Genomic DNA, 25,787 nt, shown 5'->3' on the forward strand with positions numbered 1-25,787 from the left:
CGCGGCGACGAGGAGGGCGGCATGCAGGCGCAAGGCAGGCGGATAGGGATGGCGGCTGGGCTGCTCGGGGTGGTGCTGGCGGGCGCCCTGGCCTGGGGGCTCGGCGCGCGCCAGGACGAGCCGCGGGCGGCCGCCGCGGCGCCCGGGGTGCCGGTGACCCTGGTGCGGGTGGTGCGCGAGGACCTGGCGCAGAACCTCGCCGGCATCGGCACCGTCACCTCGCTGCACAGCGTGCTGCTGCGGCCCCAGGTCGAGGGCCAGCTGACCGCACTGCTGGTGGAGGAGGGGCAACTGGTCGAGCGTGGCCAGTTGCTGGCGACCATCGACGACCGCGCCATCGCCGCCGCCCTGGAGCAGGCCGAGGCCACCCGGCAGAGCAACCAGGCGCAGCTGCGCATCATCGAGCAGGACCTGCAGCGCTACCGCACCCTGATCGAGCGCGGCTCCATCTCCCGGCAGATACTCGAGCAGCAGGAGGCCCAGGCCGCGCAGCTGCGCGCCACCCTGCGGGCCAACCAGGCGACCATCGACGCCGAGCGCGTGCGCCTGTCCTACACCCGCATCACCTCGCCGGTGGCCGGCCGCGTGGGCATCCGCAACGTCGACGTCGGCAACCTGCTGCGCACCAACGACGACAGCAGCCTGTTCAGCGTGACGCAGATCGCGCCCATCTCGGTGGTCTTCGCGCTGCCCCAGGAAAGCCTGCCGCGGCTGCAGCCGCTGCTCGGCGGCGACACCCCGGTCAGCGCCTACAGCCGCGATGGCGGCCAGCTGCTCGGCGAGGGCCGCCTGCGCAGCATCGACAACCAGGTGGCCAGCAGCACCGGCACCATCCGTGTGCGCGCGGTGTTCGACAACCCCGAGGGCAGGCTCTGGCCCGGCCAGTTCGTCGCCATGGAGCTGCGCACCGGCGTGCTGCGCGACGGCCTGCTGCTGGACAGCCGAGCCGTGCGCCGCGGCCTGGAAGGCGCCTTCGTCTACCGGGTGGTGGACGGCAAGGCCGAGGTAGCGCCGGTGCGGGTGCTGCAGGAAGTGGACGGGCGCAGCCTGGTGGAAGGCCTGGAGGCCGGCGAGGCGGTGGTGCTCGACGGCCACTCGCGGCTGGCGCCCGGCGCCCGCGTCGAGGTGCTGGGCGAGGCGCCGGCCCTGGCCCTGCGCCGGAGCCGGCCATGAACGTGCGCGCCGGCATGTCCGGCTGGTGCGTGCGCCACCCCATCGCCACCTGCCTGCTGACCATCGCCTCGCTGCTGCTCGGCCTGCTGGCCTTCCTGCGCCTGGGCGTGGCGCCGCTGCCGCAGGTGGACTTCCCGACCATCCAGGTCAGCGCCCAGCTGCCCGGCGGCAGCCCGCAGACCATGGCCTCGGCCGTGGCCACGCCGCTGGAGGTGCAGTTCAGCGCCATCCCCGGCATCGCCGAGATGACCTCCAGCAGCGCCCTGGGCTCCACCACCCTGACCCTGCAGTTCGAGCTGGAGAAGGACATCGACGTCGCCGCCCAGGAGGTCCAGGCCGCCATCAACGCCGCCTCCGGGCGCCTGCCGGCGGACCTGCCGAACCTGCCCACCTGGCGCAAGGTCAACCCGGCGGACAGCCCGATCATGATCCTGCGGGTGAATGCCGAGCTGCTGCCGCTGATCGAGCTGAGCGACTACGCCGAGGTGCTGCTGGCGCGCCAGCTCAGCCAGGTCGCCGGGGTCGGGCAGATCTTCGTGGTCGGCCAGCAGCGCCCGGCCATCCGCATCCAGGCGCAGCCGGAGAAGCTCGCCGCCTACCGCCTGACCCTCGCCGACCTGCGCCAGGCGCTGCAGTCGGCGAGCGTCAACCAGGCCAAGGGCGCGCTCTTCGGCGACGGCCGGGTGTCCACCCTGGCGGCCAACGACCAGTTGTTCAGCCCCGCCGAGTACGACGACCTGGTGGTGGCCTACCGCGCCGGCGCGCCGGTGTTCCTGCGCGACCTGGCGCAGGTGGTCAGGGCGCCGGAGGACGACTACGTGCAGGCCTGGCCCGAAGGCCGCCCCGGCGTGGCCCTGGTGATCCTGCGCCAGCCGGGGGCGAACATCGTCGAGACCGCGGACGCCATCCAGGCGGCCCTGCCGCGCCTGCGCGAGATGCTCCCGGCAGGCGTCGAGGTGGAGGTGCTCAACGACCGCACCCGCACCATCCGCGCCTCGCTGCACGAGGTGGAGCTGACCCTGCTGCTGACCATGGGCCTGGTGGTGCTGGTGATGGGCCTGTTCCTGCGCCAGCTGTCGGCGACGCTGATCGTCGCCACGGTGCTGGCGGTGTCGCTGAGCGCCAGCTTCGCCGCCATTTACCTGCTGGGCTTCACCCTGAACAACCTGACCCTGGTGGCGCTGATCATCGCCGTGGGCTTCATCGTCGACGACGCCATCGTGGTGGTGGAGAACATCCATCGCCACCTGGAACAGGGCAAGGACCGCGTGCAGGCGGCCCTGGACGGCGCCGCGGAGATCGGCTTCACGGTCATCTCCATCAGCTTCTCGCTGATCGCCGCGTTCATCCCGCTGCTGTTCATGGGCGGCATCGTCGGCCGGCTGTTCCGCGAGTTCGCCGTCAGCGTCACCGCGGCCATCCTGCTGTCGGTGCTGGCCTCGCTGACGGTGGCGCCGATGCTCGCCTCGCGCTTCATGGGCGCGCCGAAGCACGACGGCCACGGCGGCCTTTCCGAGTGGCTGCTGGCCCGCTACGCCCGCGGCCTGGACTGGTCGCTGCGGCGCCAGCGCACGGTGCTGGCGAGCTTCGGCCTGTGCATCGCGGTGGCGGTGGCCGGTTACATGGGCATCCCCAAGGGCTTCTTCCCGCTGCAGGACACCGCCTTCGTGTTCGGCACCACCCAGGCCGCCGAGGACATTTCCTATGCCGACATGGCCGAGAAGCATCGCCAACTGGCCGAGATCGTCGCCGCCGACCCGGCGGTGCAGAGCTACAACCACGCCATCGGCATCACCGGCGGCAGCCAGAGCCTGGCCAACGGGCGCTTCTGGATCGTGCTCAAGGACCGCGGCGAGCGCGACGTCTCGGTGGAGGAATTCATCAACCGCCTGCGCCCGCAGCTGGCCCGGGTGCCCGGCATCGTCCTGTACCTGCGCTCGGCCCAGGACATCAACCTGGCCACCGGCCCGGTGCGCACCCAGTACCAGTACGCCCTGCGCAGCAACGACAGCGCCGAGCTTGCGCTGTGGGCGCAGCGCCTGACCGAGCGGCTGAAGCAGGAGCCGGGGCTGGCCGACGTGTCCAACGACCTGCAGGTGGGCGCCAGCGTCACCGCCCTGGAGATCGACCGGGTGGCCGCGGCGCGCTTCGGCCTGAGCGCCGAGGACATCAGCCAGACGCTGTACGACGCTTTCGGCCAGCGCCAGGTCGGCGAAATCCAGACCGAGGTCAACCAGTACAAGGTGATCCTCGAGCTGGACGCCCGCCAGCGCGGCCGCGCCGAGAGCCTGGCCTGGTTCCACCTGCGCTCGCCGCTGACCGGCGAGATGGTCCCGCTGGCGGAGGTGGCCAGGGTCGCGCCGGCGCGTTCCGGGCCGCTGCAGATCAACCACAACGGCATGTTCCCGGCGGCCACCCTGTCCTTCAACCTGGCCCCGGGCACGGCCCTGGGCGAAGCGGTGCGCCTGGTGCAGCGCGCGCAGCAGGAGATCGGCATGCCGGCCAGCATCGGCGGCGACTTCCAGGGCGCGGCGCGGGCCTTCCAGAGCTCCCTGGCGAGCCAGCCGCTGCTGATCCTGGCCGCGCTCTTCGCCGTGTACGTGATCCTCGGCGTGCTCTACGAGAGCTTCGTGCACCCCCTGACCATCCTTTCCACGCTGCCCTCGGCGGGCATAGGCGCGGTGTTCCTGCTCTGGGGCTGGGGCCTGGAGTTCTCGGTGATGGCGCTGATCGGCCTGGTGCTGCTGATCGGCATCGTCAAGAAGAATGGCATCCTGATGGTCGACTTCGCCCTGGCCGCCCAGCGCCAGCGCGGCCTGTCGCCTGCCGAGGCGATCCGCGAGGCGTGCCTGGCGCGCTTCCGCCCGATCATGATGACCACCCTGGCCGCGCTGCTGGGCGCCATCCCGCTGATGATCGGCTTCGGCACCGGCTCGGAGCTGCGCCAGCCGCTGGGCGTGGCGGTGGTCGGCGGGCTGCTGGTGAGCCAGGCGCTGACGCTGTTCAGCACCCCGGTGGTGTACCTGGCGCTGGACCGCCTGTTCCACCGCAAGCCGGCCGCCGTGGCCCTGGGAGGTGCGGCATGAGGCGGGGCTGGTTAGCATGGCCGCACGCAGCGAACGGAGGCCGGGCATGCGCGTACTGATAGTCGAAGACGAGAGCAAGACCGCGGACTACCTGCAGCGCGGCCTCAGCGAGCAGGGCTTCACCGTGGACGTGGCGGCCGACGGCATCGACGGCAGGCACCTGGCGCTCAACGGCGAGTACGACGTGATAGTGCTGGACGTGATGCTCCCCGGCATCGACGGCTACGGCGTGCTGCGCGCCCTGCGCGAGCGGCGGCAGACGCCGGTGATCATGCTCACCGCCCGCGAGCGCGTGGAGGACCGCGTGCGCGGCCTGCGCGAGGGCGCCGACGACTACCTGATCAAGCCGTTCTCCTTCCTCGAACTGGTGGCCCGCCTGCAGGCCCTGACGCGCCGCGGCGCGCACCTGGAGAGCGCCACCCAGATGCGCATCGCCGACCTGTCCATCGACCTGGTCAGCCGCCGCGTGTTCCGCGGCGCCACGCGCCTGGAGCTGACCGCCAAGGAATACGCGCTGCTCTGCGTGCTGGCCCAGCGCAGCGGCGAAATCCTTTCCAAGACCGCCATCGCCGAGCTGGTCTGGGACATCAACTTCGACACCGACACCAACGTCGTCGAGGTCGCCATCAAGCGCCTGCGCGCCAAGCTCGACGGGCCCTTCGAGACCAAGCTGCTGCACACCATCCGCGGCATGGGCTACGTGCTGGAGAGCCGCGCCGGCCAGGAGGGTGGCGGATGAAGGGCCTGTCGCTGTCCGCCCGCCTGGCCGGCATGTTCGCCATCGCCGCGCTGGGCGCCTTCCTGCTCATCGGCTCGGCGCTGTACTGCGTGCTCGACCGGCAGATCGAGCGCCTGCAGCGCTCTGAGCTGGACACCCGCTTCAACATGGTCGCGCGCATGCTCGACAAGCCCGACCTGGTGCAGCGCTGGCCGCACCTGCAGGGCAAGCTGAACACCCTGAGCCAGGAGTACGAGCTGATCCGTTTCTGGATCGACAGCGACGATGCGAACCTGCGCTACGGCCAGGCCAGCGAGCCGGTGCGCCGCCTGCTGGCCGCCGGCAGCGGCTACGGCGAGCTGGAGTTGCCGGAGCACGGCTCGCCGCTGTCCACCCGCGTCGGCCGCCTGCCGGCCAGCGGCGAGCGCCCGGCGCTGGTGCTGCTCACCGCCATCGACAGCGTGGCCTTCCAGCACGCCCGCCAGGCCACCCTGGTGGCGCTGTTCGGCCTGTCGACGCTGGGCATCGCCCTGGCCTCGCTGTGCGGCCACTGGATCGCCCGCGTCGGCCTGCGGCCGCTGCACCGGCTGAGCGACGAGGCGCGGCAGATCAGCCCGAAGCAGCTGTCCCAGCGCTTGCGCCCGGAGCACCTGCCGGCCGAGCTGTCGGCCCTGGCCCAGGCCTTCAACGAAGCGCTGGACCGCCTGGAGCAAGCCTACCTGCGCCTGGAATCGTTCAACGCCGATGTGGCCCACGAACTGCGCACGCCCCTGGCCAACCTGATCGGCCAGAGCCAGGTGGCGCTGTCCCGCGAGCGCAGCGCCGGGGACTACGAAGAGGTGCTGCAGTCCAACCTGGAAGAGCTGGAGCGCCTGAGCGCCATCGTCAACGACATGCTGTTCCTCGCCCGCGTCGACCAGGGCAGCCTGGCCGCCGAGCGGGTGGAGACCTCGCTGCGCGCCGAAGTGGGCAACACCCTGGACTTCCTCGAGGTGATCTTCGACGAGCAGGGCGTCAGCGTGGCGCTGCACGGCGAGGCCCGCGCCAGCGTCGAGCGCGCCCTGTTCCAGCGCGCGGTGACCAACCTGCTGTACAACGCTGCCCAGCACACCGCGCCGGGCGGGCGCATCGAGGTGCGCCTGAGCGGCGAGGGCGGTACGGCGCGGGTGGAGGTGAGCAATCCCGGCGCGGCCATCGGCGAGGAGGAGCGCGCCCGGCTGTTCGAGCGCTTCTACCGCGTCGACGCGGCGCGGGCCAACAGCCGGAGCAGCCACGGCCTGGGCCTGTCCATCGTCAAGGCGGTGGCGAGCATGCACGGCGGCAACGTCTTCGTGCGCAGCGAGGCGGGGGTGAACACCTTCGGCTTCAGCGTGGTCGCCGTGCCGGCGCCACCGGGGCCGGACGGGGAGGGCGGCGGGGAGCCGCTGCCGGCCTGAGCCTCAGATGCGGCGGGTCTTCACCTTCAGCAGGATGTACAGGCTGACCAGCACCGCGCTGCTCAGCATGAACACGCGGGCCCAGAGGTGCGGGACCAGGTAGCAGGAGAAGCCGATGCTGATCCACATCAGTCCCACCGTGTAGAGCTTGCCCTTGAGCGGGATGCCGTTGCCTTCGAGGTAGTCGCTGATCCAGGGGCCCAGCCTGGGGTGGCTCACCAGCCAGTCGTAGAAGCGCTGCGAGCTGCGCATGAAGCAGGCCGCGGCGAGCAGCAGGAAGGGCGTAGTGGGCAGCAGCGGCAGGAAGATCCCGGCCACGCCGAGCGCCACGCTGAGCCAGCCGACGGCCAGCAGCAGGTAGCGCACCCAGGCGTGGCGGCTATGGCGGATTTCCCGCGCTGCCATAGCGCCGGATCAGTGTTGGCGGGGCTTGAGCAGCGCCGGTTTTTCTTCCGGGGCCTGGCAGAGCAGGAACAGGTTGGTCAGCAGTTCCGGGATCTGCGCGACCATGTCGTCCACCAGGTGGCGGTCGCGGGCGATCTCGTCGAACTCCGGCTGCTCGTCGAACAGCCCGGAACCGACCATGATCGGCAGCAGCAGCTCGCTGACCTCTTCCTCGGCCTGCTCGAACCACACGGCCTCGCGCAGGAACACGCCTTCCATGAAGCCGATGCACCAGCCGCGGATATCGGAATCGTCCGGCTCGTCGCCCAGATAGGGCTCACAGGGCAGCTCCAGCTCTTCGTCGCTGGCCAGCTGGCGGGTGATGTGCGCCTTGAGCAGCAGCAGGGAGCCCTCGATTTCCTCGCGCTCGGCGTCGCTGCGGTAGTGCGGCGGCTCGGCGAAGAGCGCGTCGATCCACTCGCGGTCGGGCACCTGGTCGGGGCAGATCGCCAAGGCGGTCAGGTAGCCGTGGGCCGCGACATAGTCCAAGGCTTCCTCGTGCAGGTCATCGGCATCGAGAAAGGCTTGCAGGCGGGCCAGTTGGTCGGCGAAGGACATCGGTTACTACCTCGGCGGGGATGCGGGCCTGAATTGTAGTCTTTCCGCGGCCCGCGGGCCAGCCACGGGGCTTGGCGGGCGGTGGCCGTCGGGCTTTTCCCTGGCTTTTCGTAGGAGCGAGGGGACGCCTGGTTCTTGTAACCTGGTTATTCCCGCGAACGCGGGAAGCCAATAGCTTTGGGGTCTGGTGTAACGCGCCGCTCCGAGTGCGTTGATGTCTCTCGTTTCGCCCCCTCGGGCGAGTCACTTTTGTCAATCGCCACAAAAGTAACCAAAAAGGCTTGCCCCGCATACGGGCCCGATGGAGCCGGGCTACCCTCACGAATTCCCCCGCCACGGAGGCCCGCCCCGACAGCACGTCCCTGTGCTGATCGGGGCTCTAGCGACATCCATGTCGCATGACCTCCTGAGCGCCGGTTTCGCTCGGCCTTCTGAAGGGGCGTTCCGGTGCGCTCGGTTGTTTCTCTGGAAGTCCAAACGCCAGAGCAAAAGCGCTTTTGCTTTTCGTAGGAGCGAGCTTGCTCGCGAACGGACTCCGCAGCGGGGTTTATTCGCGAGCAAGCTCGCTCCTACGAAGAGCATTTCGGCGCGGGCTGCAAGACAGTTGCTCCTGCGCCGCCCCACCCGCGCCATTCCCATTGTAGGAGCGCGCCCTGCGCGCGAAATCGCGGGCAGGGCCCGCTCCTACAGGTTGCTGGCAGGCACGGCATACCGTCTTCCCGCAGGAGCAGACTCCGTCCGCGATCATGCCCCTTCGCATCCGTCATCCTCGTCCGTTGCGACGGCTGACCCACCCCCATCGCCCCGCTTGCGTATAATGCCCGGCTCGAAACGGAGTCCCCCATGCTCGACCAGGCCCAGCGCATCCTCAAAGACGTATTCGGCTACGACGCCTTCCGCGGCAACCAGGCGCGCATCATCGAACGCGTGGCCAGTGGCGGCGACGCGCTGGTGCTGATGCCCACCGGCGGCGGCAAGTCGCTGTGTTTCCAGGTGCCCGCGCTGCTGCGCGAGGGCCTGACCGTGGTGGTCTCGCCGCTGATCGCCCTGATGGAAGACCAGGTCGCCACCCTCGACGAGCTGGGCGTGCCGGTCGCCGCGCTGAATTCCTCGCTCAGCCCCGAGGCGCAGCGGGACATCGCCGCGCGCCTGCAGCGTGGCGAGATCAAGCTGCTCTACCTGGCCCCGGAACGCCTGGTGCAGCCGCGCATGCTGGACTTCCTGCAGCGCCTGAACGTCGGCCTGTTCGCCATCGACGAGGCGCACTGCGTATCGCAGTGGGGCCACGACTTCCGCCCCGAATACCTGCAGCTGGGCCAGCTCGCCGAGCTGTTCCCGCACGTGCCGCGCATCGCCCTGACCGCCACCGCGGACATGCGCACCCGCGAGGAGATGATCCAGCGCCTGCACCTGCAGAACGCCGAGCAGTTCCTCTCCAGCTTCGACCGGCCGAACATCTTCTACCGCATCGTGCCCAAGGAGCAGCCGCGCAAGCAGCTGCTCGGCTTCCTCACCGAGCGCCGTGGCGATGCCGGCATCGTCTACTGCCTGTCGCGCAAGAAAGTCGAGGAAGTCGCCGAGTTCCTTTCCAACCAGGGCTTCCCGGCGCTGCCTTACCACGCCGGGCTGTCCAACGAGTTGCGCGCCTTCAACCAGAAGCGCTTCCTCAACGAGGAAGGCCTGATCATGGTCGCGACCATCGCCTTCGGCATGGGCATCGACAAGCCCAACGTGCGTTTCGTCGCCCACCTCGACCTGCCCAAGAGCCTCGAGGCCTACTACCAGGAAACCGGCCGCGCCGGCCGTGACGGCCTGCCGGCGGACGCCTGGATGGCCTACGGCCTGCAGGACGTGCTGCTGCTGCGGCAGATGATGCAGAACTCCGAGGGCGACGAGCGCCACAAGCGAGTGGAGCGGCACAAGCTCGAAGCCATGCTGGCGCTGTGCGAGGAGACCCGCTGCCGGCGCCAGGCGCTGCTGGCCTACTTCGACGAGGTGATGCCCAACCCTTGTGGGCATTGCGACATCTGCGTCGATGGGGTGGAAACCTGGGACGCCACCGAACCCGCGCGCCAAGCCCTGTCGGCGATCTACCGCAGCGGCCAGCGCTACGGCGTAGGCCATCTGGTGGACATCCTCCTCGGCAAGGAGACCGAGAAGGTACGCAGCGTCGGGCACCAGCACCTTGCGGTGTTCGGCATCGGCAAGGCGCGCGGTGAGGAGGAGTGGCGCACGCTGTTCCGCCAGTTGGTCGCCCGTGGCTTCGCCGATGTGGACGTCGACGGCTTCAACGGCTTGCGCCTGACCGAAGCCTGCCGCCCGCTGCTGCGTGGCGAGGAGACGCTGGCCCTGCGCCGCGATCCCAAGCCGCAGCGCAGCAAGTCCTCGTCCTCCGGCGGCGCCAGCCCGGCCAGCCAGTTGGTGCGCCAGGAAGAGCGCGAGATGTGGGAGGCCCTGCGCACCCTGCGGCGCAAGCTGGCGCAGGAGCATTCGGTGCCGCCCTACGTCATCTTCCCCGACGCCACCCTGCTGGAAATGCTGCGCAGCCAGCCGACCACGCTCACCGCCATGGCCCAGGTCAGCGGCGTCGGCGCGCGCAAGCTGGAGCGCTACGGCCAGGCCTTCCTCGACGTGCTCACCGAATCCGAGGCGGCGCCCGCCACGCCGGCGCCGGTGGTCGACCTCAGCCACGAACTGGTCAGCCTGGCCCGCGCCGGCATGACCCCGGCGCAGATCGCCCGCCAGCTCGACTGCACCGAGAAGAACGTCTACAACCTGCTGGCCGAGGCCATCGCCGCGCAGCAGCTGAGCCTGGAACAGGCCCTGGACCTGCCCGAGGAGCTGCTTGCCGAAGTGCAGGACGCCTTCCTCGACGAGGAGGGCGAGTTGCCGCCGGTGGCGGCTCTGGCCGAGCGCTTCGAGGGCCGCGTGCCGCAGGGCGTGCTGCATTGCGTGCGCGCCGCGCTGCAGACCGAACTGGAAGTCTGAGAGAAGGGCTTTCGGATTCGTCCCATTTCCCCGTACGGCGGCGGCTTGCAAGCTGGACGTACTAAGGAAGGGAGGAATCGTTGCCATGTGGCGTCTGGTTGCCGTACCCGTGGTGCTCGCCGGCTTGTGCGGGTTGCTCGCCCTGGAGCTTCCGGAAGGGCGCGCAGGGCCGGCTGCGCTGCTGCGCGGGCTGGGCTTCGTCGCCCTGTGCGAAATCCTGCTGTTGCTGCTGACGGCGGAAAGAACGCCGCAGGCGAGCGCGCCGCCCCTCCGGCTCGCCGCTCGTGGAAGCGGTGATGGCCCTGTGATAGCTGACAAGGAAATGGCGCAGGAAAGCGACAAACTTGTGACGCGCGTCGCTAACGGCTAAGGTGTGGCCAAGACCTCCACCAGAAGAGGCGAACGTGCCCCACCATGCCTGGCTCGACGACGTGCGCGCCAACCCCTATGCCGAACAGCTCGCCCGCGGCTTCCGCCGCCTGCGCTTCGACGCGCCGCTGGAGGGCGAGTACCGCGCCTACCTGCTGGAAGACAACTTCGCCCTCAAGTGCAGCGCCCTGGGCTTCGCGGTGCTGGCCTGGCTGGCGCTGGCGGCCATCGACCTGCTGCTGATCCCCGCCCCGCAGCACTGGGACCTGCTCGCCGTGCGCGGCGCGGTGCTGGTGCTGCTGGTGATCTGCGGCGGGCTGATCCTGCAGCGCCGCTTCGTGCGGCTGATGGTGCCGTTGAGCATCGCCTGCATACTCGCCGTGGGCATCGGCGCCGCCGTGGTGGTGGGCATCGCCCACCGCGTCGACCCGGGCTACCCCTACGAGGGCCTGCTGCTGGTGAGCATGGCCGCCTACTTCCTGGTCGGCCTGCGTTTTTCCGAGGCGCTGGGCTCGGCCTCGCTGATCCTCCTGGCCTACCTGGGCTGCGAGCTGTACGCCGGCCTGGCGCCGGCCAAGCTGCTGAACAACCTGGTGTTCCTGCTGCTGGGCAACCTGGTCGGCGCGGTGGGCTGCTACCTGCTGGAGTACAAGTCCCGCGAGCACTTCCTGATCAGCCGGCTGATGCGCCAGATGGCCGACCACGACGCCCTGACCGGCCTGCACAACAGGCGCAGCTTCGACCGCCAGCTGGAGCGCCTGTGGCGCCAGGCCCAGCGCGATGGCACGCCGCTGTCGCTGCTGCTCTGCGACGTCGACCACTTCAAGGCCTACAACGACCGCTACGGCCACCAGGCCGGCGACGAGGTGCTGCGCAGCATAGGCGCGGCGCTGGCGGCCAGCGCGCGGCGGCCGCTGGACATGGCCGTGCGCCTGGGCGGCGAGGAGTTCGCCGTGCTGCTCTACGGCACCGACCTGGACGAGGCCCGGCAGCGCGCCGAGGTGCTGCGCCAGGCGGTGCAGGACCTGGGCATCAGCCACGAGGATTCGAGCACGGCGGCGGAGGTGACGCTGTCCATCGGCGTCTCCTGCCTGCAGCCCGGCGCGCCCTCGGCCCTGCAGGCGATCTACGCCCATGCCGACCGCGCCCTCTACGAAGCCAAGGCGTTCGGCCGCAACCAGGTGGTGGCCTGACCCATTCGGTCCCTCGCCCTGGCGCCGCCGGTGACTGCGTGCCCTGGCACGCCGGTGCTAGGATGCCGCCGACCCCGCAGCCGAGCGTTTCCCCATGGAGCGACTGATCCAGGCCAACGGCCAGCCCCACTACGGGGTGTTCGCCGAAACCCCGCAGGCCATCAACCACCGCGACTTCGACTACCGCTCGCCCATGGGGCGCAAGCTGGGGGCGCTGAGCAAGTGGCGCAACTTCCACCAGTTCCAGTACTTCGGCCTGATCAGCCCGCAGCTGATCGGCGGCTGCGCCCTGGCCGAGCTGAGCCTGGTGGCCGTCGGCTTCGTCTACCTCTACGAGCCGCGCAGCGGGCGCATGCTCGAACGCCGCTTCAAGTGCCCGCTGGGCATCGGCACGCACTTCTCGCAACGCCCGGACGACGGCGCCTGCGAGCTGCGCCAGGGGCGCAACCAGCTGCGCCTGGAGAACGCCGCCGGGCCGCTGCGCAAGCGCCTGCTGGTGGAGCTGGACGACGGCACGCGCATCGATGCGAGCTTCGATGAACAGCAGCCGGCCTTCCAGCCCATGAGCCTGTGCACGCCCACGGCGGTGAACGGCTGGGTGTACGCGCGCAAGGTCGCCGGGGTGCGCTGCGAGGGCCAGGTGCGCAGCGCGCTGGGCGACTTCGACCTGGGCGCCATCGACGCCTTCGCCCACCACGACTGGTCGGCCGGCTACATGCGCCGCGAGACCTTCTGGAACTGGGCCTGCCTGTCCGGCGAGGCGCAGGGCCGGCGGGTGGGGCTGAACCTGTCGTGCGGGGTCAACGAGACCAGCTTCACCGAGAACTGCTTCTGGCTCGACGGCGAACTGTGCAAGGTCGACAGCGTGCGCTTCGCGTTCGACCGCGACCAGGAACTGGGGCTCTGGCGCATCAGCTCCTTCGACGGCCAGGTGGACCTGGCCTTCGAGGCCCGCGGCCTGCACCGCGAGCGCCTGAACCTGGGCCTGCTGGCGAGCAACTTCAAGCAGATCTTCGGGCGCTTCCGCGGCGAGCTGCGCCCCCATGGGTGTGCGCCGGTGGTCATCGACGATCTCTGGGGGTTCGTCGAGGACCAGTACGCCAAATGGTGAACTGGCAAAGCCCTGCGACAAAATGTCATTGTACGGCCTTGATTAGCCGACTAATAATTAGCCAAATCAATTAGCCTGAAACTGCTACAGCACAATGACAGATAAAGACAAGCACTACTTCGGCACCCAGCTGGCCCAGGCCTCGCGTGCATGGCGCGCCGAACTCGACCGCCGCCTCAGCCACCTGGGGCTTTCCCAGGCCCGCTGGCTGGTGCTCCTGCACCTGGCGCGCAATTCCGGCATCCCCACCCAGCGCGAACTCGCGCAATCGGTCGGCGTCGAGGGCCCGACCCTGGCGCGCCTGCTCGACGGCCTCGAAGCCCAGGGCCTGGTGCGCCGCCAGGCGGTGGCCGAGGACCGCCGCGCCAAGCGCATCTGCCTGACGCCCAAGGCCGACGTGCTGATCGCCGACATCGAGAGCATCGCCGCCAGCGTGCGCAACGACGTCCTGGCCGGCATCGACGAGGCGGACATTGCAACTTGTCAGAAACTCCTCTCCCGCATCCTCTCCAACCTGGAAAAGAACTGAGCGATTCTTCACACTTTTTCGAGTAGAATTGCCAAACTTCTGACGGCTCCTGCGGGGGCCGTCATTCATTCAGGGGTGCATTCAGGCATTTCGCCAGCTTTCCGACGAATTGTCTTGACCTAGAACGGGCCTGTATCTAATCGTGATGGCAACGGGCCGCCATGGCATCGCCCGGCAACCCCACGCTCCGGATGGGCGTCTATATTGCATGGACAGCATGACCGACTGCACCGCTGGGTCACGGATGGCCTGCAGACCTGGACACAACTGGGATGGGACCTATGGCTCGACTCACTCGCTTGCCGCTGGCAATGGCCGTTCTCTCGGCTCTCATGACTTCCCAGGCCCACGCGTTGGGGCTCGGGGACATCACCCTGCACTCGGCGCTGAACCAGCCGCTGGATGCGGAGATCGAGCTGCTGCAGCCCGGTGACCTGGGCAGCGACGAACTCATCGCCCGCCTGGCCGACGTGGCGACCTTCGAGCGCATGGGCGTGGACCGCACCACCTTCCTGCAGAACCTGCGCTTCACCCCGGTGATCCGCAACGGCCGCGGCTACATCCACGTGGTGTCCACCCAGCCGATCCACGAGCCCTACCTGAACTTCCTCCTCGAGCTGGAGCGCCCCAACGGTCGCCTGCTGCGCGAGTACACGCTGCTGATCGACCCGCCGGGCTACACCGGCGGCACCTATGCCCAGGGCACCCCCGCACGCGGCGCCGACAGCGGGCCGGCGGCCAGCCGCCCGGCCAAGCGCAGCGCGGCGCCGCGCCCGGCACCTGCGCCGAGCGCGCCCATCGCCGCGGGCGAGGGGCGCTACACCACCGCCGCGGGCGACACCCTGTGGAGCATCTCCGGGCGCCTGGGCGCCAAGGGCGCCGCCCGCCAGGAACTGATGGCCCAACTGCAGCAACTGAACCCGCAGGCGTTCATCGGCGGCAACCCGCACCGCCTGCGCCTCGGTTACCCACTGGTGCTGCCCGCCGGCCAGGCCGCGCCGGCGGTTGCCACGAATACCGCTGCCGCCAGTGCACCGACCGGCGCCACGCCTGCCGCGCCGGCGCCGAGCGAAGCGGCCGTGGGCCAGGCGCAGGACGAGCTGGCGGGCCTGACCGCCGAGCGCGAGCGCCTGAACCAGCGCATGGACACCCTGCAGCAGCAGCTCGACACCCTGCAGAAAGCCCTGGAAAGCCGCGACCAGCAGGTGCAGGCGCTGCAGGCCGAACTGGCGCAGCGCCAGGCCGAACAAGCGGCTGCCCCCGCCAGTGCCCCGGCCGCGGAGGCCACCCCCGCCGCCCCGGCGGCAGCGCCTGCCCCAGCCCCCACTGCCGCCGCACCGGCAGCCGAAGCCGCCAAGCCGGCGCCCCAGGCGCCCGCCGCGGTGGATGAGGAAGGCACCGTCCTGACCCGCTACTGGCCCTGGGCCGCCCTGGCAGCCCTGGTGTTGGCGCTGGGCCTGGTCTACAGCCGGCGGCGCAAGCCCGACGACGAGCCGCCGCAGCTGCAAGCCGAGGCCGCCAGCCTGCCGCCGCTGGCGCCGGCCCGCCCGGTAGAGCCGGCCAAACCGGTGGTGGCTTCTGCCGTCGCGCCGCTGGCCGGCGCCAACGAAGCCTCCCTGGCCCGCTTGCCGGCCGCCAGCAGCGACAGCCTGGAAGGGGCGAACATCTACATCGCCTACGGCCGCTTCGGCCAGGCCCGCGACATGCTGAGCAAATCCGTCGCCGCCGAGCCACAGCGCCGCGACCTGCGCCTGAAGCTGCTGCTGGTGCTCGCCGAACTCGGCGACCTGGCCGGTTTCCGCGAGCAGGAGAGGGCGCTGCAGGCGATGGGCGGCGACCAGAAGCAGATCGACCAGCTCAAGGCCCGCTACCCCGCCATGCTCGAGCGTGACGACGAGCAGGCCATCAGCGACGGCCTCGGCGAGTGGGAAGGCCTGGAGCTGGGCGACGTCGGCGAGCACCCCGCGCCGGCACAGCCACCGCTGGGCGACACCGCCGATCTGAACCTCGGCGAACTGTCCCTGGACCTGGACTGGAACAGCCTGGACGCCTTCGATTCGCCCAAGGGCTCTTCTGCCAAGGGCGGCAAGGACGACACCGAAGACCTCCTGAAGGACTTCCGCAGCAACCTGCGCGAGCTGCCAGAGGTCACCGAGTTCGACCTGGACGACGAGCAGGCCGGCGCCTTCGGCCTGCCGAGCCGGGCCGGCGGCGAGCAGGACAAGCTGCTGGCCAGCCTCGACCGAGCCCGCGCCTGCATCGACCGCGGCGACCTCGACGAGGCCTACCGGATCCTCGAACAGGTGCTGCAGGAAGGCGACAAGCAGGAACAGGAAGAAGCCCGCGAGCTGCTGGCGCGGATTGCCTGAGGCATCCTGAGTCACCTGGAGCCCGGCCCTGTGCCGGGCTTTTTCATGCCGGCAATCCGCAGCGTGCCCTGCCGGTGATCGCGGACAAAGTCCGCTCCTACAGGGAAATGCCACGCCTTCCGGCAACCTGTAGGAGCGAGCTTGCTCGCGAACGGACTCCGCAGCGGGGTTTATTCGCGAGCAAGCTCGCTCCTACGAAGAGCATTTCGGCACGGGCCGCAAGACAGTTGCTCCTACGACCGTGCTTCCCTGGAACTGTAGGAGCGGACTCTGTCCGCGATTATGGCGGATAACGCCGTAGGCGTTATGCGCCCTACGGGTTTCCAGCGAAACAACCGAGCGCACCGGAACGCCCCTTCAGAAGGCCGAGCGAAACCGGCGCTCAGGAGGTCATGCGACATGGATGTCGCGAGAGCCCCGATGGGCTACAGGGACGTACCCTCGGGGCGGGCCTCCGTGGCGGGGGAATTCGCGAGGGTAGCCCGGCTTTATCGGGCCCGTATGTCGGGGCAAGCCTTCTTGGTTACTTCTTTGGCGTTTGAAAGAAGTGACTCGCCCGAGGGGGCGAAACGAGAGACATCCGAGCACTCGGAGCGGCGCGTTACACCAAGCCCCCAAGCCAATTGGGTTCTCGCGAACACGGGGAGCCAGGGTTCGCGAGCAAGCTCGCTCCTACAAGAGCGTTTTCCAGAGAAACATCGGTGCGTAGGGCGAATAACCGTTCGCGGTTATCCGCCGCCGGCCCGGACACCGGTACCCGAGGATAACGGCGGATGCCGTCAGAAGTTGCGCCCCAGGTTCAGGTACACCGCATGCTCGTCGGCGTCGTTCAGGCCGTAGCTGAACGACAGCGGCCCCAGCGGCGTCTCGAAGCCCAGCATGATGCTCATGGCGTTGATGTAGCCGGTGTCGTAGCTGTTGTCGTTGTTCCACACCCGGCCGCGCTCCAGGCTGCCGCCGAGGTAGAAGGGGAAGTCCAGGGGCAGGAAGGAGCGCTCGGTCATGCGCCGGTAGTAGATCACCCGGCCGAGGCTGTAGTTCTGCCCGGCCAGGGCGTCCTGGCGGAAGCCGGAGAGCTCGCGCGCGCCGCCGAGCAGGAAGCTCGACACCACCACGTCGGCGTCGTCCAGGGTGCGCCCGTAGCCGCCGCCCAGCACCCAGGTGTTCGGCCCGCTGCTCAGCGCCTTGTCCAGGCGCAGTTCCCACTGGCGGTAGCGGTCGTCGTCGCCCAGCGACGGCGTGTGCTCGCGGTAGCCGGCCTGGATGTCCTCGCCCTCGCGGGGGAAGTCGACGTTGTCCATGGTGTCGAAGGAGTACTTCAGCTCGGCGTAGCCTTCGTTGAAGTGGAAGTCCGGCAGGTCCCGCTGGCCCACGCGCACGTCGGCCTTGCCGAAGGCCTGGGCCACGCCCAGGCGGATCTCGCCGTTGTTGGCGATCTGCCGGCCGAGGTTGAGGCCGTAGCCGTAGCGTTCCAGGCGGTACTCGGCGATGGGGTCGTCGTTGTCGGTGGCCTCGACGTTGCGCGCCTCGTTGAACACGTAGGGCGCCACGAAGTAGCGCGAGCCGGCGTCCAGCGGCTGGTAGAACTCGCTGTAGAGCTCCTGCTGGTCGCCGATCTGCAGGCGCGTCAGCCATTCCGCGCCGAGGCGGTTGATGCCGTTGACGCGGTAGCTGGCGCCGACGTTGAAGGTGCTGTCGCCGCGCAGGTCGTCCGACAGGTTCAGGCCCAGGCGCAGGTAGTCGGTGCCGCTGCGCTTGCCCAGGGCGTGGATGACCAGGGCGTTGCCGTCCTTCTCGCGGACCACCCGGTACTGCACCTGGTCGAAGTAGTCCAGGCCGTAGAGGGTGCTCATGTCGCTCTGCAGACGTTCCAGGTCCAGCGGCTGGCCCAGCGGCTGGCGGATGTAGTGGCGGATCACCTCGTCGCCGACCTTGGAGTCGTTCTCCACGCGGATGCTGCCGATCACCGGCGTGCGCTCGTCGGGCGTGCGCGCCTCGGCCAGGGCCACGGCTTCCTGGTCGCGGGGCTTGCGCAGGGCCGCCAGGCGCGTGGCGAGGATGCTGGTGGCGCGGTAGCCGGCGTCGATCAGCTGCGGCACGCGGCCGAAGTCGGTGGAGCTGTAGCCGCTGAGCGGCGGCTGGATGAGCACGTCGTCGGGCTTCAGGGTGGCCAGCTGTGCCTCGGAGTTCTTGCGTGTCATCAGGGTGACCGACTGGTTGAGCATGTCGACCACCGTGGTCAGCTGCTTGCGTTCGAGCAGCGGGTTGCCGATGTCGACCACGATGACCAGGTCGACGCCCATCCTGCGCGCCACGTCCACCGGGATGTTGTCGACCATGCCGCCGTCCACCAGCAGCTTGCCGTCGTACTCCACCGGGGCGAACACCGCCGGGATCGACATGCTGGCGCGGATCGCCTGGGGCAGGTGGCCGTGGTCGAACACCACCTTCTCGCCGGTGGAGATGTCGGTGGCCACGGCGCGGAAGGGGATGGCCAGCCTGTCGAAGTCGCGGGTGCCGCTGGTGTGCACCAGCAGGCTCTCCAGGAGCATGGTCAGGTTCTGCCCCTGGATGGCGCCCAGGGGCAGGCCGAGGGAGCCGTCGTCGCGGAAGCTGAGCTTCTGCTTGACCAGGAAGTCGCGGTCGTCCTGCTTGCGCCGGAAGGGTACGTCCACCCGCGGCGGCGAATCGGACAGCGCTTGCTGCCAGTCCAGGCCGAGGGCGATGCGCTCCAGTTCCCTGGGCGTGTAGCCGGCGGCGTAGAGCCCGCCGACCACCGCGCCCATGCTGGTCCCGGCGATGGCGTCGATGTGGATGCCCTGTTCGTCCAGGGCCTTGAGCACGCCGATGTGGGCCAGGCCGCGGGCGGCGCCGCCGGACAGCACCAGGCCGATCTTCGGCGGGTGCCCGGCGGCGAGGGTGGACAGCGGAAGGAGCAGCAGGAGGGCGAACAGCAGGCGGCGCATTGGGCGGGTCCGATGGGGCTTCCAGGCGGCTATTATAGGCATCCCAGAGCAGGAGCCCGGACGCCATGAGCCAGCCCAGAGCGGAAATCGTCATCACCTATTGCACCCAGTGCCAGTGGCTGCTGCGCGCCGCCTGGCTGGCCCAGGAACTGCTCAGCACCTTCGCCGACGACCTCGCCCGGGTGAGCCTGGAGCCCGGCACCGGCGGGGTGTTCCGCATCACCTGCGACGGCGAGCAGATCTGGGAGCGCAAGGCCGATGGCGGCTTCCCCGAGGCCAAGGTGCTCAAGCAGCGGGTGCGCGACCGCATCGACCCGCAGCGTGACCTGGGGCACAACGACCGGCCCTGATGGCACTTCGTTAGCAAGCTAACATTCCTTGCCTTGTATCAACGGCCGCCGGCCCTGCCGGGAATAGCCTGTGGGCACTTCATTCTCCGCTGGGGAGTGTTCCCACATGAGCATCATCGTCACCGGCGCCGCCGGCTTCATCGGCAGCAACCTCGTCAAGGCGCTGAACCTGCGGGGTGAGTCCGACATCATCGCGGTCGACGACCTGACCGAAGGCGACAAATTCCACAACCTCGCCGACTGCGACATCGCCGACTACCTGGACAAGCGCGACTTCGTCGAACGCTACGCCCGCGGCGGCTTCGGCGTGGTCCGCGCGCTGCTCCACCAGGGCGCCTGCTCCAGCACCCTGGAGGGCGACGGGCGCTACCTGATGGATAACAACTACCGCTACAGCTGCGACCTGCTGGAGGCCAGCCTGAAGCTGGGCGTGCCCTTCCTCTACGCCTCCTCGGCGGCGGTCTACGGCGGCGGGCGCGACTTCCGCGAGCTGCGCGAATACGAGCGGCCGCTGAACGCCTACGGCTATTCCAAGTTCCTCTTCGACCAGCGCGTGCGCCGCGCCCTGCCGCAGGCGCGCAGCCAGGTCGTCGGGCTGCGCTACTTCAACGTCTATGGCCCGCGCGAGCAGCACAAGGGGCGCATGGCCTCGGTGGCCTTCCACTGCTTCGAGCAGTTTCGCGCCAGCGGCAAGGTGCAACTGTTCGGCGAATACGGCGACTACCCGGCCGGCGGCCACCTGCGCGACTTCGTCTCGGTGGAGGACGTGGCCCGGGTCAACCTGCACTTCCTCGACAACCCCGGCCGCAGCGGCATCTTCAACCTCGGCAGCGGCCGCGCGCAGCCGTTCAACGACGTGGCCCTGGCGGTGATCAACAGCCTGCGCGCGCAGCAGGACCTGCCGCCGCTCAGCCTGCAGCAGGCCATCGCCCAGGGGCTATTGGAATACATCGACTTCCCCGACGGCCTGCGCGGCAAGTACCAGTGCTACACCTGCGCCGACATCGCCTTCCTGCGCGAGGCCGGCTACCGGGCGCCGATGCTGGGCGTGGCGGAGGGCGTCGAGCGCTACTGCCGCTGGTTGCTGGAGCAGGAAACGGCCTGAGCAGCCGAGCTCTTCGCATGAGAGCCTTCCATTCGTGCGGATGTATCGGTTGTTTTACCCAGTCTTTACCAAGCGCTGACAACCGACAGGCCCCGGACGAGCGATGATAGGCACCATGAAAGGCGGGTGCTCGGGCGCCCGTGTCCGGAGGTGCAATCAATATGTCGTCACAAGCCGTGCTCAAGTCGATCGCCGCTGCCCTGGCGCTGAGCCTGTCGGCCGCCGCCGTGGCCGGGCCGCCCGGTTATGGTCCCGGCCCGGGGCATGGTTGGGGTCCGGGCCCCGGGCATGGCCATGGCCTGCCGGATTACGCGCGGTCGCTGTGGATCGGCAGTGCGCTCTACTTCGTGGCCGCGGGTACCTACTACCTGTGGAATGCCGATCGCCGTCAGTACGTGGTGGTGGAGCCGCCACCGGCGGTGCAGCAGGCCCCGGCTGGTGTGAGCTATGACGTGATCGCCTACCCGGCGCGCGGGCAGACCCCCGACCAGCAGAGCCGCGACCGCTACGAGTGCCACACCTGGGCCGTGGGCCAGAGCGGCTTCGACCCGGCCGCGGCCAGCCAGGCGCCGGCACCGGGCGTGGCGGACACCTACCGGCGGGCGCTGGGCGCCTGCCTGAACGGGCGCGGCTACAGCATCAACTGAAACAACCGGCCCCTAGGCCGGACCGAACAGGCCGCTTCGCAGGCAATCGTGCGGTGAGTCCTTGGCAATCCCTCCCCGGGGCAAGGAGTCGGGTTACGCATGCTGCGAGGCGGCCTTCTTATTTGCGCTGGGAATGATGGTTCGCGAGCAAGCTTGCTCCTACGAAGAGCAGGTCCAAGGCCGTGCCACTGGGGCGGTCTGGCGTGGCCGGTGAGTCCAATCGCGGACGGAGTCCTACACCCGTGCTTCCCTGGAATGTAGGAGCAACTGTCTTTTGGGCTCTGTCGTTCGCGGGAGTGACTGGATCGAAATTCGCGTCTCCCATCTCGCCCCATTGTAGGAGCGGGCCCTGCCCGCGAATCGCGCGCAGGGCGCGCTCCTACAGGTGGGACAGCGGTGGCGGGGTAGGACTCTGTCCGCGATCCGGCGCATAACGCCGTGGGCGTCATGTGCTCTAGGTTGCGCTGCGCGCGCTGAGGAAGGTGGCGAAGATGATCAGCGCGCCGCCGGCCAGCATGCGCAGGCTCGGCTGTTCGCCGAACAGCACGGCGGCGAAGGCGATGCCGTAGACCGGCTCCAGGGCGAAGATCACCGCCGCGGTGCGTGCCTTGATCAACTGCAGGCTGGCGACGAACAGGCTGTGCGCCACCCCCGTGCACAGCCCCCCAGCAGCACCAGCCACAGCCAGTCCAGCGCGCGCACCGCGGGCAGCTCGAACACGGCCAGCGGCGCCAGGCACAGGACGATGGTGAGGTTCTGGGCGAAGGCCGAGAGGATCGGGTCCAGCCCGCGCACGCTGGCGCGGTTGGCCAGCGACAGCAGGGCGAACAGCAGGCCCGAGGCGATGCCCCAGAACAGCCCGGCGGTGGCGCCCTGGCTGAAGTCCAGGTTCGGCGTCACCAGCACCAGGCCCAGGCACACCAGGCCCACCACCAGGTACTCGGCGCGGCGGATGCGCTCGCGGAACAGCAGCCCTTCCAGCAGCACGGTGAAGGCCGGGAAACTGGCGAAGCCGAGGGTGGCCACGGCGACGTTGCCCACCTTCACCGCCAGGAAGAAGGTCAGCCAGTGGGCGCACAGCAGCAGCCCGCTGCCGGCCAGCGCGGCGGCCTGGCGCAGGCCCGGCCGCGGTTGCGCGGCCAGGTGCCCGGCGAAGGCGCCGCCCAGGGCCAACAGGCCGAACAGCGCGCGGCCGAAGACGATCACCAGCGGGGCGGCGAGGATGAGTTTGCCGAAGATGCCGCTCAGGCCGAACATCAGGGCGCCTACGTGCAGGCCCACCAGGGCCGAGCGGGGTGTCAGTCGGGGAACGCGCATTGCTTCTCTATCGTGGATGCCGGGGAGCCAGTCGCCTGGCGATGGAAGGCCTCAGGCCAGGCGCGCGCCGTTGGGCAGCGGCTTGTCGAAGCCGGCCAGCACCACCTTGTCGTCGCTGTCGTAGGCGCCGGTCACCAGCACCTCGGAGCGCACCCCGGCGATGGACTTGGGGGCGAAGTTGCAGACGCACAGGACCTGGCGCCCGAGCAGTTCCTCGATGGCGTAGTGCGCGGTGACCTGCGCGCTGGAGGTCTTCAGCCCCAGCGGGCCGAGGTCGACCTGGAGAATGTACGCCGGCTTGCGCGCCTTCACGTTGGGTTCGGCGTGGACGATGGTGCCCACGCGCAGTTCGACGCGCTCGAAGTCCTGCCACTCGATGGTGTCTGCCGACATCGCTGATCTCCTTGATGATGGCGGCAGTCTAGGGCGTGGCGGGGCTTTTGTCTGTCGGCGGACTAGCGGGAATTGTCGCGCGCCTCGCGGCGGATCTGCCGCGGGGTGCTGCCGAACTGGCGGGCCAGCGCGGCGGTGAAGGCGCTCTGCGAGGCATAGCCGACCCGCGCGGCGATCTCGCCCACCGCCAGGTGCGTGCTGCCGAGCAGCTCGCGACCCAGTTGCAGGCGACGCTGGCGCACATAGTCCATGGGCGTCTGCCCGGTCTCGGCGAGGAAGCGGGCGTGGAAGCGCGCCGCCGACAGCCCGGCGATGCGCGCCAGGTCGGCGACCTGCAGCGGGTGCCCGGCGTGGCGGTCGATGTAGGCGTCCAGGCTGGCCAGCGGCAGCTGCGCCGGCGCCTCGGCGGCGTGCATGCCGGCCAGGCTGGCGAGCAGCAGCAGGGCGCCCTGGCGGGCGATCACCGGGTCCTGCAGGGGGCTGGCGGCCAGCCAGTGCACCAGTTGCCCCTGGGCCGGGTTGAGGGCGAGGGCGGCGGGGCGTTCCAGCAGGCGGCGGATGCTCTCGGCGTGGTCGCCCAGGCCGCGCAGCAGCAGGTCTTCGTCTTCCAGGTCGAACACCAGGCACTGGCTGCCGCCGGGGGCGGCGCAGGCATGGTGCGTGCCGCGCGGGACCACGGCGAAGCGCTGGCGGGTGACGCGGCTGCCCAGGCCGGCGACCTCGAACTCCAGGTCGCCGGACAGGCCCAGGACCAGCTGCGCGTGGTCGTGGCTGTGGGCGAGGTGTTCGTGGCTGTAGCGGCGCAGGGAGAGGATCTGGCTCATGGCGGGCTCCGGGGGCAGGCCCACAGTCTAGCGCGGCGCAGGCTGTCACGGGACTGTCGCGCGGCCGTCATTGTCGGGTCACCCCCTGGCCGGAGAATCGGCTAAACCCCGCCGGAGGCCGCCCATGACCAGCGCCCAACGCCTGATGCCGACCAAGAAACAACGGGTGCGCACCCTGTGGATATCCGACGTCCACCTGGGCACGCGCGACTGCCAGGCCGAGCACCTGGCGGGCTTCCTCAAGCGCTACCACGCCGAGCGCATCTACCTGGTGGGCGACATCATCGACGGCTGGAAGCTGCGCGGCGGCATCTACTGGCCGCAGGCGCACACCAACGTGATCCGCCGCCTGCTGACCATGAGCAAGCGCGGCACCGAGGTGATCTACGTCACCGGCAACCACGACGAGTTCCTGCGCCGCTATTCCACGCTGCTGCTGGGCAACATCCGCCTGGTCGACGAGATCGAGCACACCACCGCCGACGGCCGCCGCCTGTTGGTGATCCACGGCGACCAGTTCGACGTCATCACCCGCTACCACCGCTGGCTGGCGTTCCTCGGCGACTCGGCCTACGAGTTCACCCTGACTCTCAACCGCTGGCTGAACCACTGGCGCAGCCGCTACGGTTATGGCTACTGGTCGCTGTCGGCGTACCTGAAGCACAAGGTGAAGACCGCGGTGAACTTCATCAGCGACTTCGAGGAGGCGATCGCCCACGAAGTCCACAAGCGCGGGCTGAACGGCGTGGTCTGCGGGCACATTCACCATGCCGAGATCCGCCGCATCGGCGAGGTGGAGTACCTCAACTGCGGCGACTGGGTGGAATCCTGCACGGCGCTGATCGAGCACTGGGACGGCAGCATCCAGCTCTACCGCCTGGCCGATGAGCAGGCCCAGCGCGCCACCGAGACGGTCGTCGCCGAGCCGGTGGCATGAGGCTGCTGATCGTCAGCGACGCCTGGGCGCCGCAGGTGAACGGCGTGGTGACCAGCCTGCGCGCGCTGGTGGCCGAGCTGCAAGCCATGGGGCACCAGGTGCGCCTGCTGTCGCCCGTGGAATTCCGCAGCCGGCCCTGCCCGAGCTACCCGGAAATCCCCCTGGCCTGGGACCTGTGGAAGGTCGGCCCGGCCATCGAGGCCTTCGCCCCGGACTGCGTGCACCTGGCCACCGAGGGCCCGCTGGGCTGGGCCGCGCGGCGCTGGCTGCTGCGCCGCGGGCTGGCCTTCACCACGGCGATCCACACGCGCTTCCCGGAATACCTGAACAACCGCTGGCCCTGGCTGCCGCTGTCCTTCGGCTATGCAATGCTGCGCCGCTTCCATGGGCCCAGCGCGGCGGTGCTGGTAAGCAGCGAGCGCATGCGCGGCGCCTTCGCCGACTGGGGCGTGCAGGGCCTGGCGTTGTGGCGCAAGGGCGTCGACACCACGCAGTTCCTGGCGGGCGCAGCGCCGGCCGTGGGGCCGGTGTTCCTCTATGTGGGGCGCCTGGCGCCGGAGAAGAACCTGGAGGCCTTCCTCGGCCTGGACCTGCCCGGCCTCAAGCGCGTGGTAGGTGACGGCCCGCTGCGCAGCGAACTGCAGGCACGTTATCCCCAGGTGGAGTTCCTCGGCTACCGCCATGGCCAGGCGCTGGCCGAGGCCTATCGCGCGGCCAGCGTGCTGGTGTTCCCCTCGCGCACCGACACCCTCGGCCTGGTGATGTACGAGGCCCTGGCGTGCGGTACGCCGGTGGCCGCCTTCCCGGTGCCGGGCCCGCTGGACGTGCTGGAGGACGGCGTCACCGGCGCCATCGATATCGACCTGGGCAAGGCCTGCCGGCGCGCCCTGCTGCTGGACCGCCAGGCCTGCGCCGAGTGGGCCGCCGGGCAGTCCTGGCGGCTCTCGGCGCAACAGTTCCTGGCCCTGCAGCGGCCGCTCGGCGAGCCGGGCGGGGTGGTCGAGGCCCTGGCCGACTGAGGCCTAGTGGAACAGGTCGCGGTCGCTGTCCAGGCTCTGGTCCACCAGCCACTTGCCGTGGGCGATGGAGGCGTGCTGCGCGGCGTCCAGGTCGGCGAGGAAGGCCATCTTCGTCGGCAGCGGCTGGCGCCGTGTGCTGCGTCCGTCCGGGGCGATGATCTGGCAGCCGCCGGCATAGGGCGTGGGCAGCCCCGGGTGCTCGAAGACGCGGGCGATGATGGTGTAGTCGCGATGGGTGCATTGCAGGGTTTGCAT

General features: G+C 69.6%; 21 protein-coding genes and 1 pseudogene. 15 read left to right on the forward strand and 7 right to left on the reverse strand.

Translation table 11 applies throughout. The features are described 5' to 3' along the window. The first annotated feature begins 48 nt into the window (after positions 1-48). From PKO50_RS06475 to PKO50_RS06490, 4 genes are read left to right on the forward strand one after another with little or no spacing between them, the layout of a single operon-like run. Positions 49-1,173 carry an efflux RND transporter periplasmic adaptor subunit gene (locus PKO50_RS06475; protein WP_275629160.1) on the forward strand — a complete coding sequence of 375 codons (1,125 nt, stop codon included), beginning with the start codon at positions 49-51 and terminating at the stop codon, positions 1,171-1,173. Beyond that, positions 1,170-4,259: a multidrug efflux RND transporter permease subunit gene (locus tag PKO50_RS06480; protein WP_275629161.1), complete on the forward strand. Its 3,090-nt coding sequence runs from the start codon at positions 1,170-1,172 to the stop codon at positions 4,257-4,259. The genes PKO50_RS06475 and PKO50_RS06480 overlap by 4 nt, the downstream gene beginning before the upstream one ends. A gap of 46 nt (positions 4,260-4,305) precedes the next feature. Continuing rightward, positions 4,306-4,998, forward strand: a complete 693-nt coding sequence (locus PKO50_RS06485; protein WP_275629162.1) for a heavy metal response regulator transcription factor — start codon at positions 4,306-4,308, stop codon at positions 4,996-4,998. Continuing rightward, positions 4,995-6,413: a heavy metal sensor histidine kinase gene (locus PKO50_RS06490; protein WP_275629163.1), complete on the forward strand. Its 1,419-nt coding sequence runs from the start codon at positions 4,995-4,997 to the stop codon at positions 6,411-6,413. The genes PKO50_RS06485 and PKO50_RS06490 overlap by 4 nt, the downstream gene beginning before the upstream one ends. A 3-nt stretch (positions 6,414-6,416) precedes the next feature. Here the strand turns inward: PKO50_RS06490 and PKO50_RS06495 are convergent, their stop codons facing one another. Next, the gene (locus PKO50_RS06495) at positions 6,417-6,818 is read right to left on the reverse strand and encodes a YbaN family protein (RefSeq protein ID WP_109933610.1); all 402 of its coding nucleotides are present in this window, start codon (positions 6,816-6,818) and stop codon (positions 6,417-6,419) included. Positions 6,819-6,827: 9 nt separating this feature from the next. Further along, positions 6,828-7,415, reverse strand: a complete 588-nt coding sequence (locus PKO50_RS06500; RefSeq protein WP_089393041.1) for a YecA family protein — start codon at positions 7,413-7,415, stop codon at positions 6,828-6,830. An 843-nt stretch (positions 7,416-8,258) separates the two neighbouring features. Between PKO50_RS06500 and recQ the strand changes: the two genes are divergently transcribed. The 6 genes from recQ to PKO50_RS06530 all read left to right on the forward strand — a co-directional run bounded on the left by recQ (position 8,259) and on the right by PKO50_RS06530 (position 15,974). After that, positions 8,259-10,403 (forward strand): DNA helicase RecQ, encoded by a 2,145-nt coding sequence (gene recQ, locus PKO50_RS06505; protein ID WP_109932674.1) that lies wholly within the window; start codon positions 8,259-8,261, stop codon positions 10,401-10,403. Between the two features lie 85 nt (positions 10,404-10,488). After that, positions 10,489-10,773 carry a hypothetical protein gene (locus PKO50_RS06510; protein WP_109932672.1) on the forward strand — a complete coding sequence of 95 codons (285 nt, stop codon included), beginning with the start codon at positions 10,489-10,491 and terminating at the stop codon, positions 10,771-10,773. 34 nt (positions 10,774-10,807) lie between these two features. After that, the gene (locus tag PKO50_RS06515) at positions 10,808-11,965 is read left to right on the forward strand and encodes a GGDEF domain-containing protein (RefSeq protein WP_275629164.1); all 1,158 of its coding nucleotides are present in this window, start codon (positions 10,808-10,810) and stop codon (positions 11,963-11,965) included. 94 nt (positions 11,966-12,059) lie between these two features. Further along, the gene (locus PKO50_RS06520; protein WP_275629165.1) at positions 12,060-13,076 is read left to right on the forward strand and encodes a DUF2804 domain-containing protein; all 1,017 of its coding nucleotides are present in this window, start codon (positions 12,060-12,062) and stop codon (positions 13,074-13,076) included. A 94-nt stretch (positions 13,077-13,170) separates the two neighbouring features. Next, positions 13,171-13,605: a transcriptional regulator SlyA gene (slyA, locus tag PKO50_RS06525; RefSeq protein ID WP_109932667.1), complete on the forward strand. Its 435-nt coding sequence runs from the start codon at positions 13,171-13,173 to the stop codon at positions 13,603-13,605. A 281-nt stretch (positions 13,606-13,886) separates the two neighbouring features. Next, complete coding sequence (locus tag PKO50_RS06530) at positions 13,887-15,974, forward strand: FimV/HubP family polar landmark protein (protein WP_275629166.1); 2,088 nt, start codon at positions 13,887-13,889, stop codon at positions 15,972-15,974. 779 nt (positions 15,975-16,753) lie between these two features. Here PKO50_RS06530 and PKO50_RS06535 read toward each other — a convergent pair. Next, the gene (locus tag PKO50_RS06535) at positions 16,754-18,940 is read right to left on the reverse strand and encodes a patatin-like phospholipase family protein (protein ID WP_109936433.1); all 2,187 of its coding nucleotides are present in this window, start codon (positions 18,938-18,940) and stop codon (positions 16,754-16,756) included. Between the two features lie 65 nt (positions 18,941-19,005). On the opposite strand from PKO50_RS06535, the gene PKO50_RS06540 reads away from it, so the two are divergent. The 3 genes from PKO50_RS06540 to PKO50_RS06550 all read left to right on the forward strand — a co-directional run bounded on the left by PKO50_RS06540 (position 19,006) and on the right by PKO50_RS06550 (position 21,042). Further along, entirely contained in the window at positions 19,006-19,290 is a 285-nt protein-coding gene (locus tag PKO50_RS06540) for a SelT/SelW/SelH family protein (RefSeq protein ID WP_009620440.1), read from the forward strand. Positions 19,291-19,396: 106 nt separating this feature from the next. Next, on the forward strand, positions 19,397-20,395 hold the full coding sequence (rfaD, locus tag PKO50_RS06545; protein WP_275629167.1) for an ADP-glyceromanno-heptose 6-epimerase: 999 nt from the start codon (positions 19,397-19,399) through the stop codon (positions 20,393-20,395). A gap of 161 nt (positions 20,396-20,556) precedes the next feature. Next, positions 20,557-21,042 (forward strand): hypothetical protein, encoded by a 486-nt coding sequence (locus PKO50_RS06550; RefSeq protein WP_275629168.1) that lies wholly within the window; start codon positions 20,557-20,559, stop codon positions 21,040-21,042. A 454-nt stretch (positions 21,043-21,496) separates the two neighbouring features. Here PKO50_RS06550 and PKO50_RS06555 read toward each other — a convergent pair. From PKO50_RS06555 to PKO50_RS06565, 3 genes and pseudogenes are all read right to left on the reverse strand, one after another. Then, positions 21,497-22,344, reverse strand: a pseudogene (locus PKO50_RS06555) (DMT family transporter). Positions 22,345-22,410: 66 nt separating this feature from the next. Beyond that, entirely contained in the window at positions 22,411-22,752 is a 342-nt protein-coding gene (locus PKO50_RS06560) for a tRNA-binding protein (protein ID WP_089393024.1), read from the reverse strand. A gap of 62 nt (positions 22,753-22,814) precedes the next feature. Continuing rightward, the gene (locus tag PKO50_RS06565) at positions 22,815-23,576 is read right to left on the reverse strand and encodes an AraC family transcriptional regulator (RefSeq protein ID WP_275629169.1); all 762 of its coding nucleotides are present in this window, start codon (positions 23,574-23,576) and stop codon (positions 22,815-22,817) included. A 124-nt stretch (positions 23,577-23,700) separates the two neighbouring features. Between PKO50_RS06565 and PKO50_RS06570 the strand changes: the two genes are divergently transcribed. Further along, positions 23,701-24,513, forward strand: coding sequence for a UDP-2,3-diacylglucosamine diphosphatase (locus tag PKO50_RS06570; protein ID WP_275629170.1), 813 nt, complete (start codon positions 23,701-23,703; stop codon positions 24,511-24,513). Continuing rightward, on the forward strand, positions 24,510-25,532 hold the full coding sequence (locus PKO50_RS06575) for a glycosyltransferase family 1 protein (RefSeq protein ID WP_275629171.1): 1,023 nt from the start codon (positions 24,510-24,512) through the stop codon (positions 25,530-25,532). The genes PKO50_RS06570 and PKO50_RS06575 overlap by 4 nt, the downstream gene beginning before the upstream one ends. Before the next feature lie 3 nt (positions 25,533-25,535). On the opposite strand, the gene PKO50_RS06580 is transcribed toward PKO50_RS06575, so the two are convergent. Next, entirely contained in the window at positions 25,536-25,787 is a 252-nt protein-coding gene (locus PKO50_RS06580; RefSeq protein WP_009620418.1) for a hypothetical protein, read from the reverse strand.

The sequence above is a fragment of the Pseudomonas sp. 273 genome (assembly GCF_029201425.1).
GTDB lineage: Bacteria > Pseudomonadota > Gammaproteobacteria > Pseudomonadales > Pseudomonadaceae > Pseudomonas > Pseudomonas delhiensis.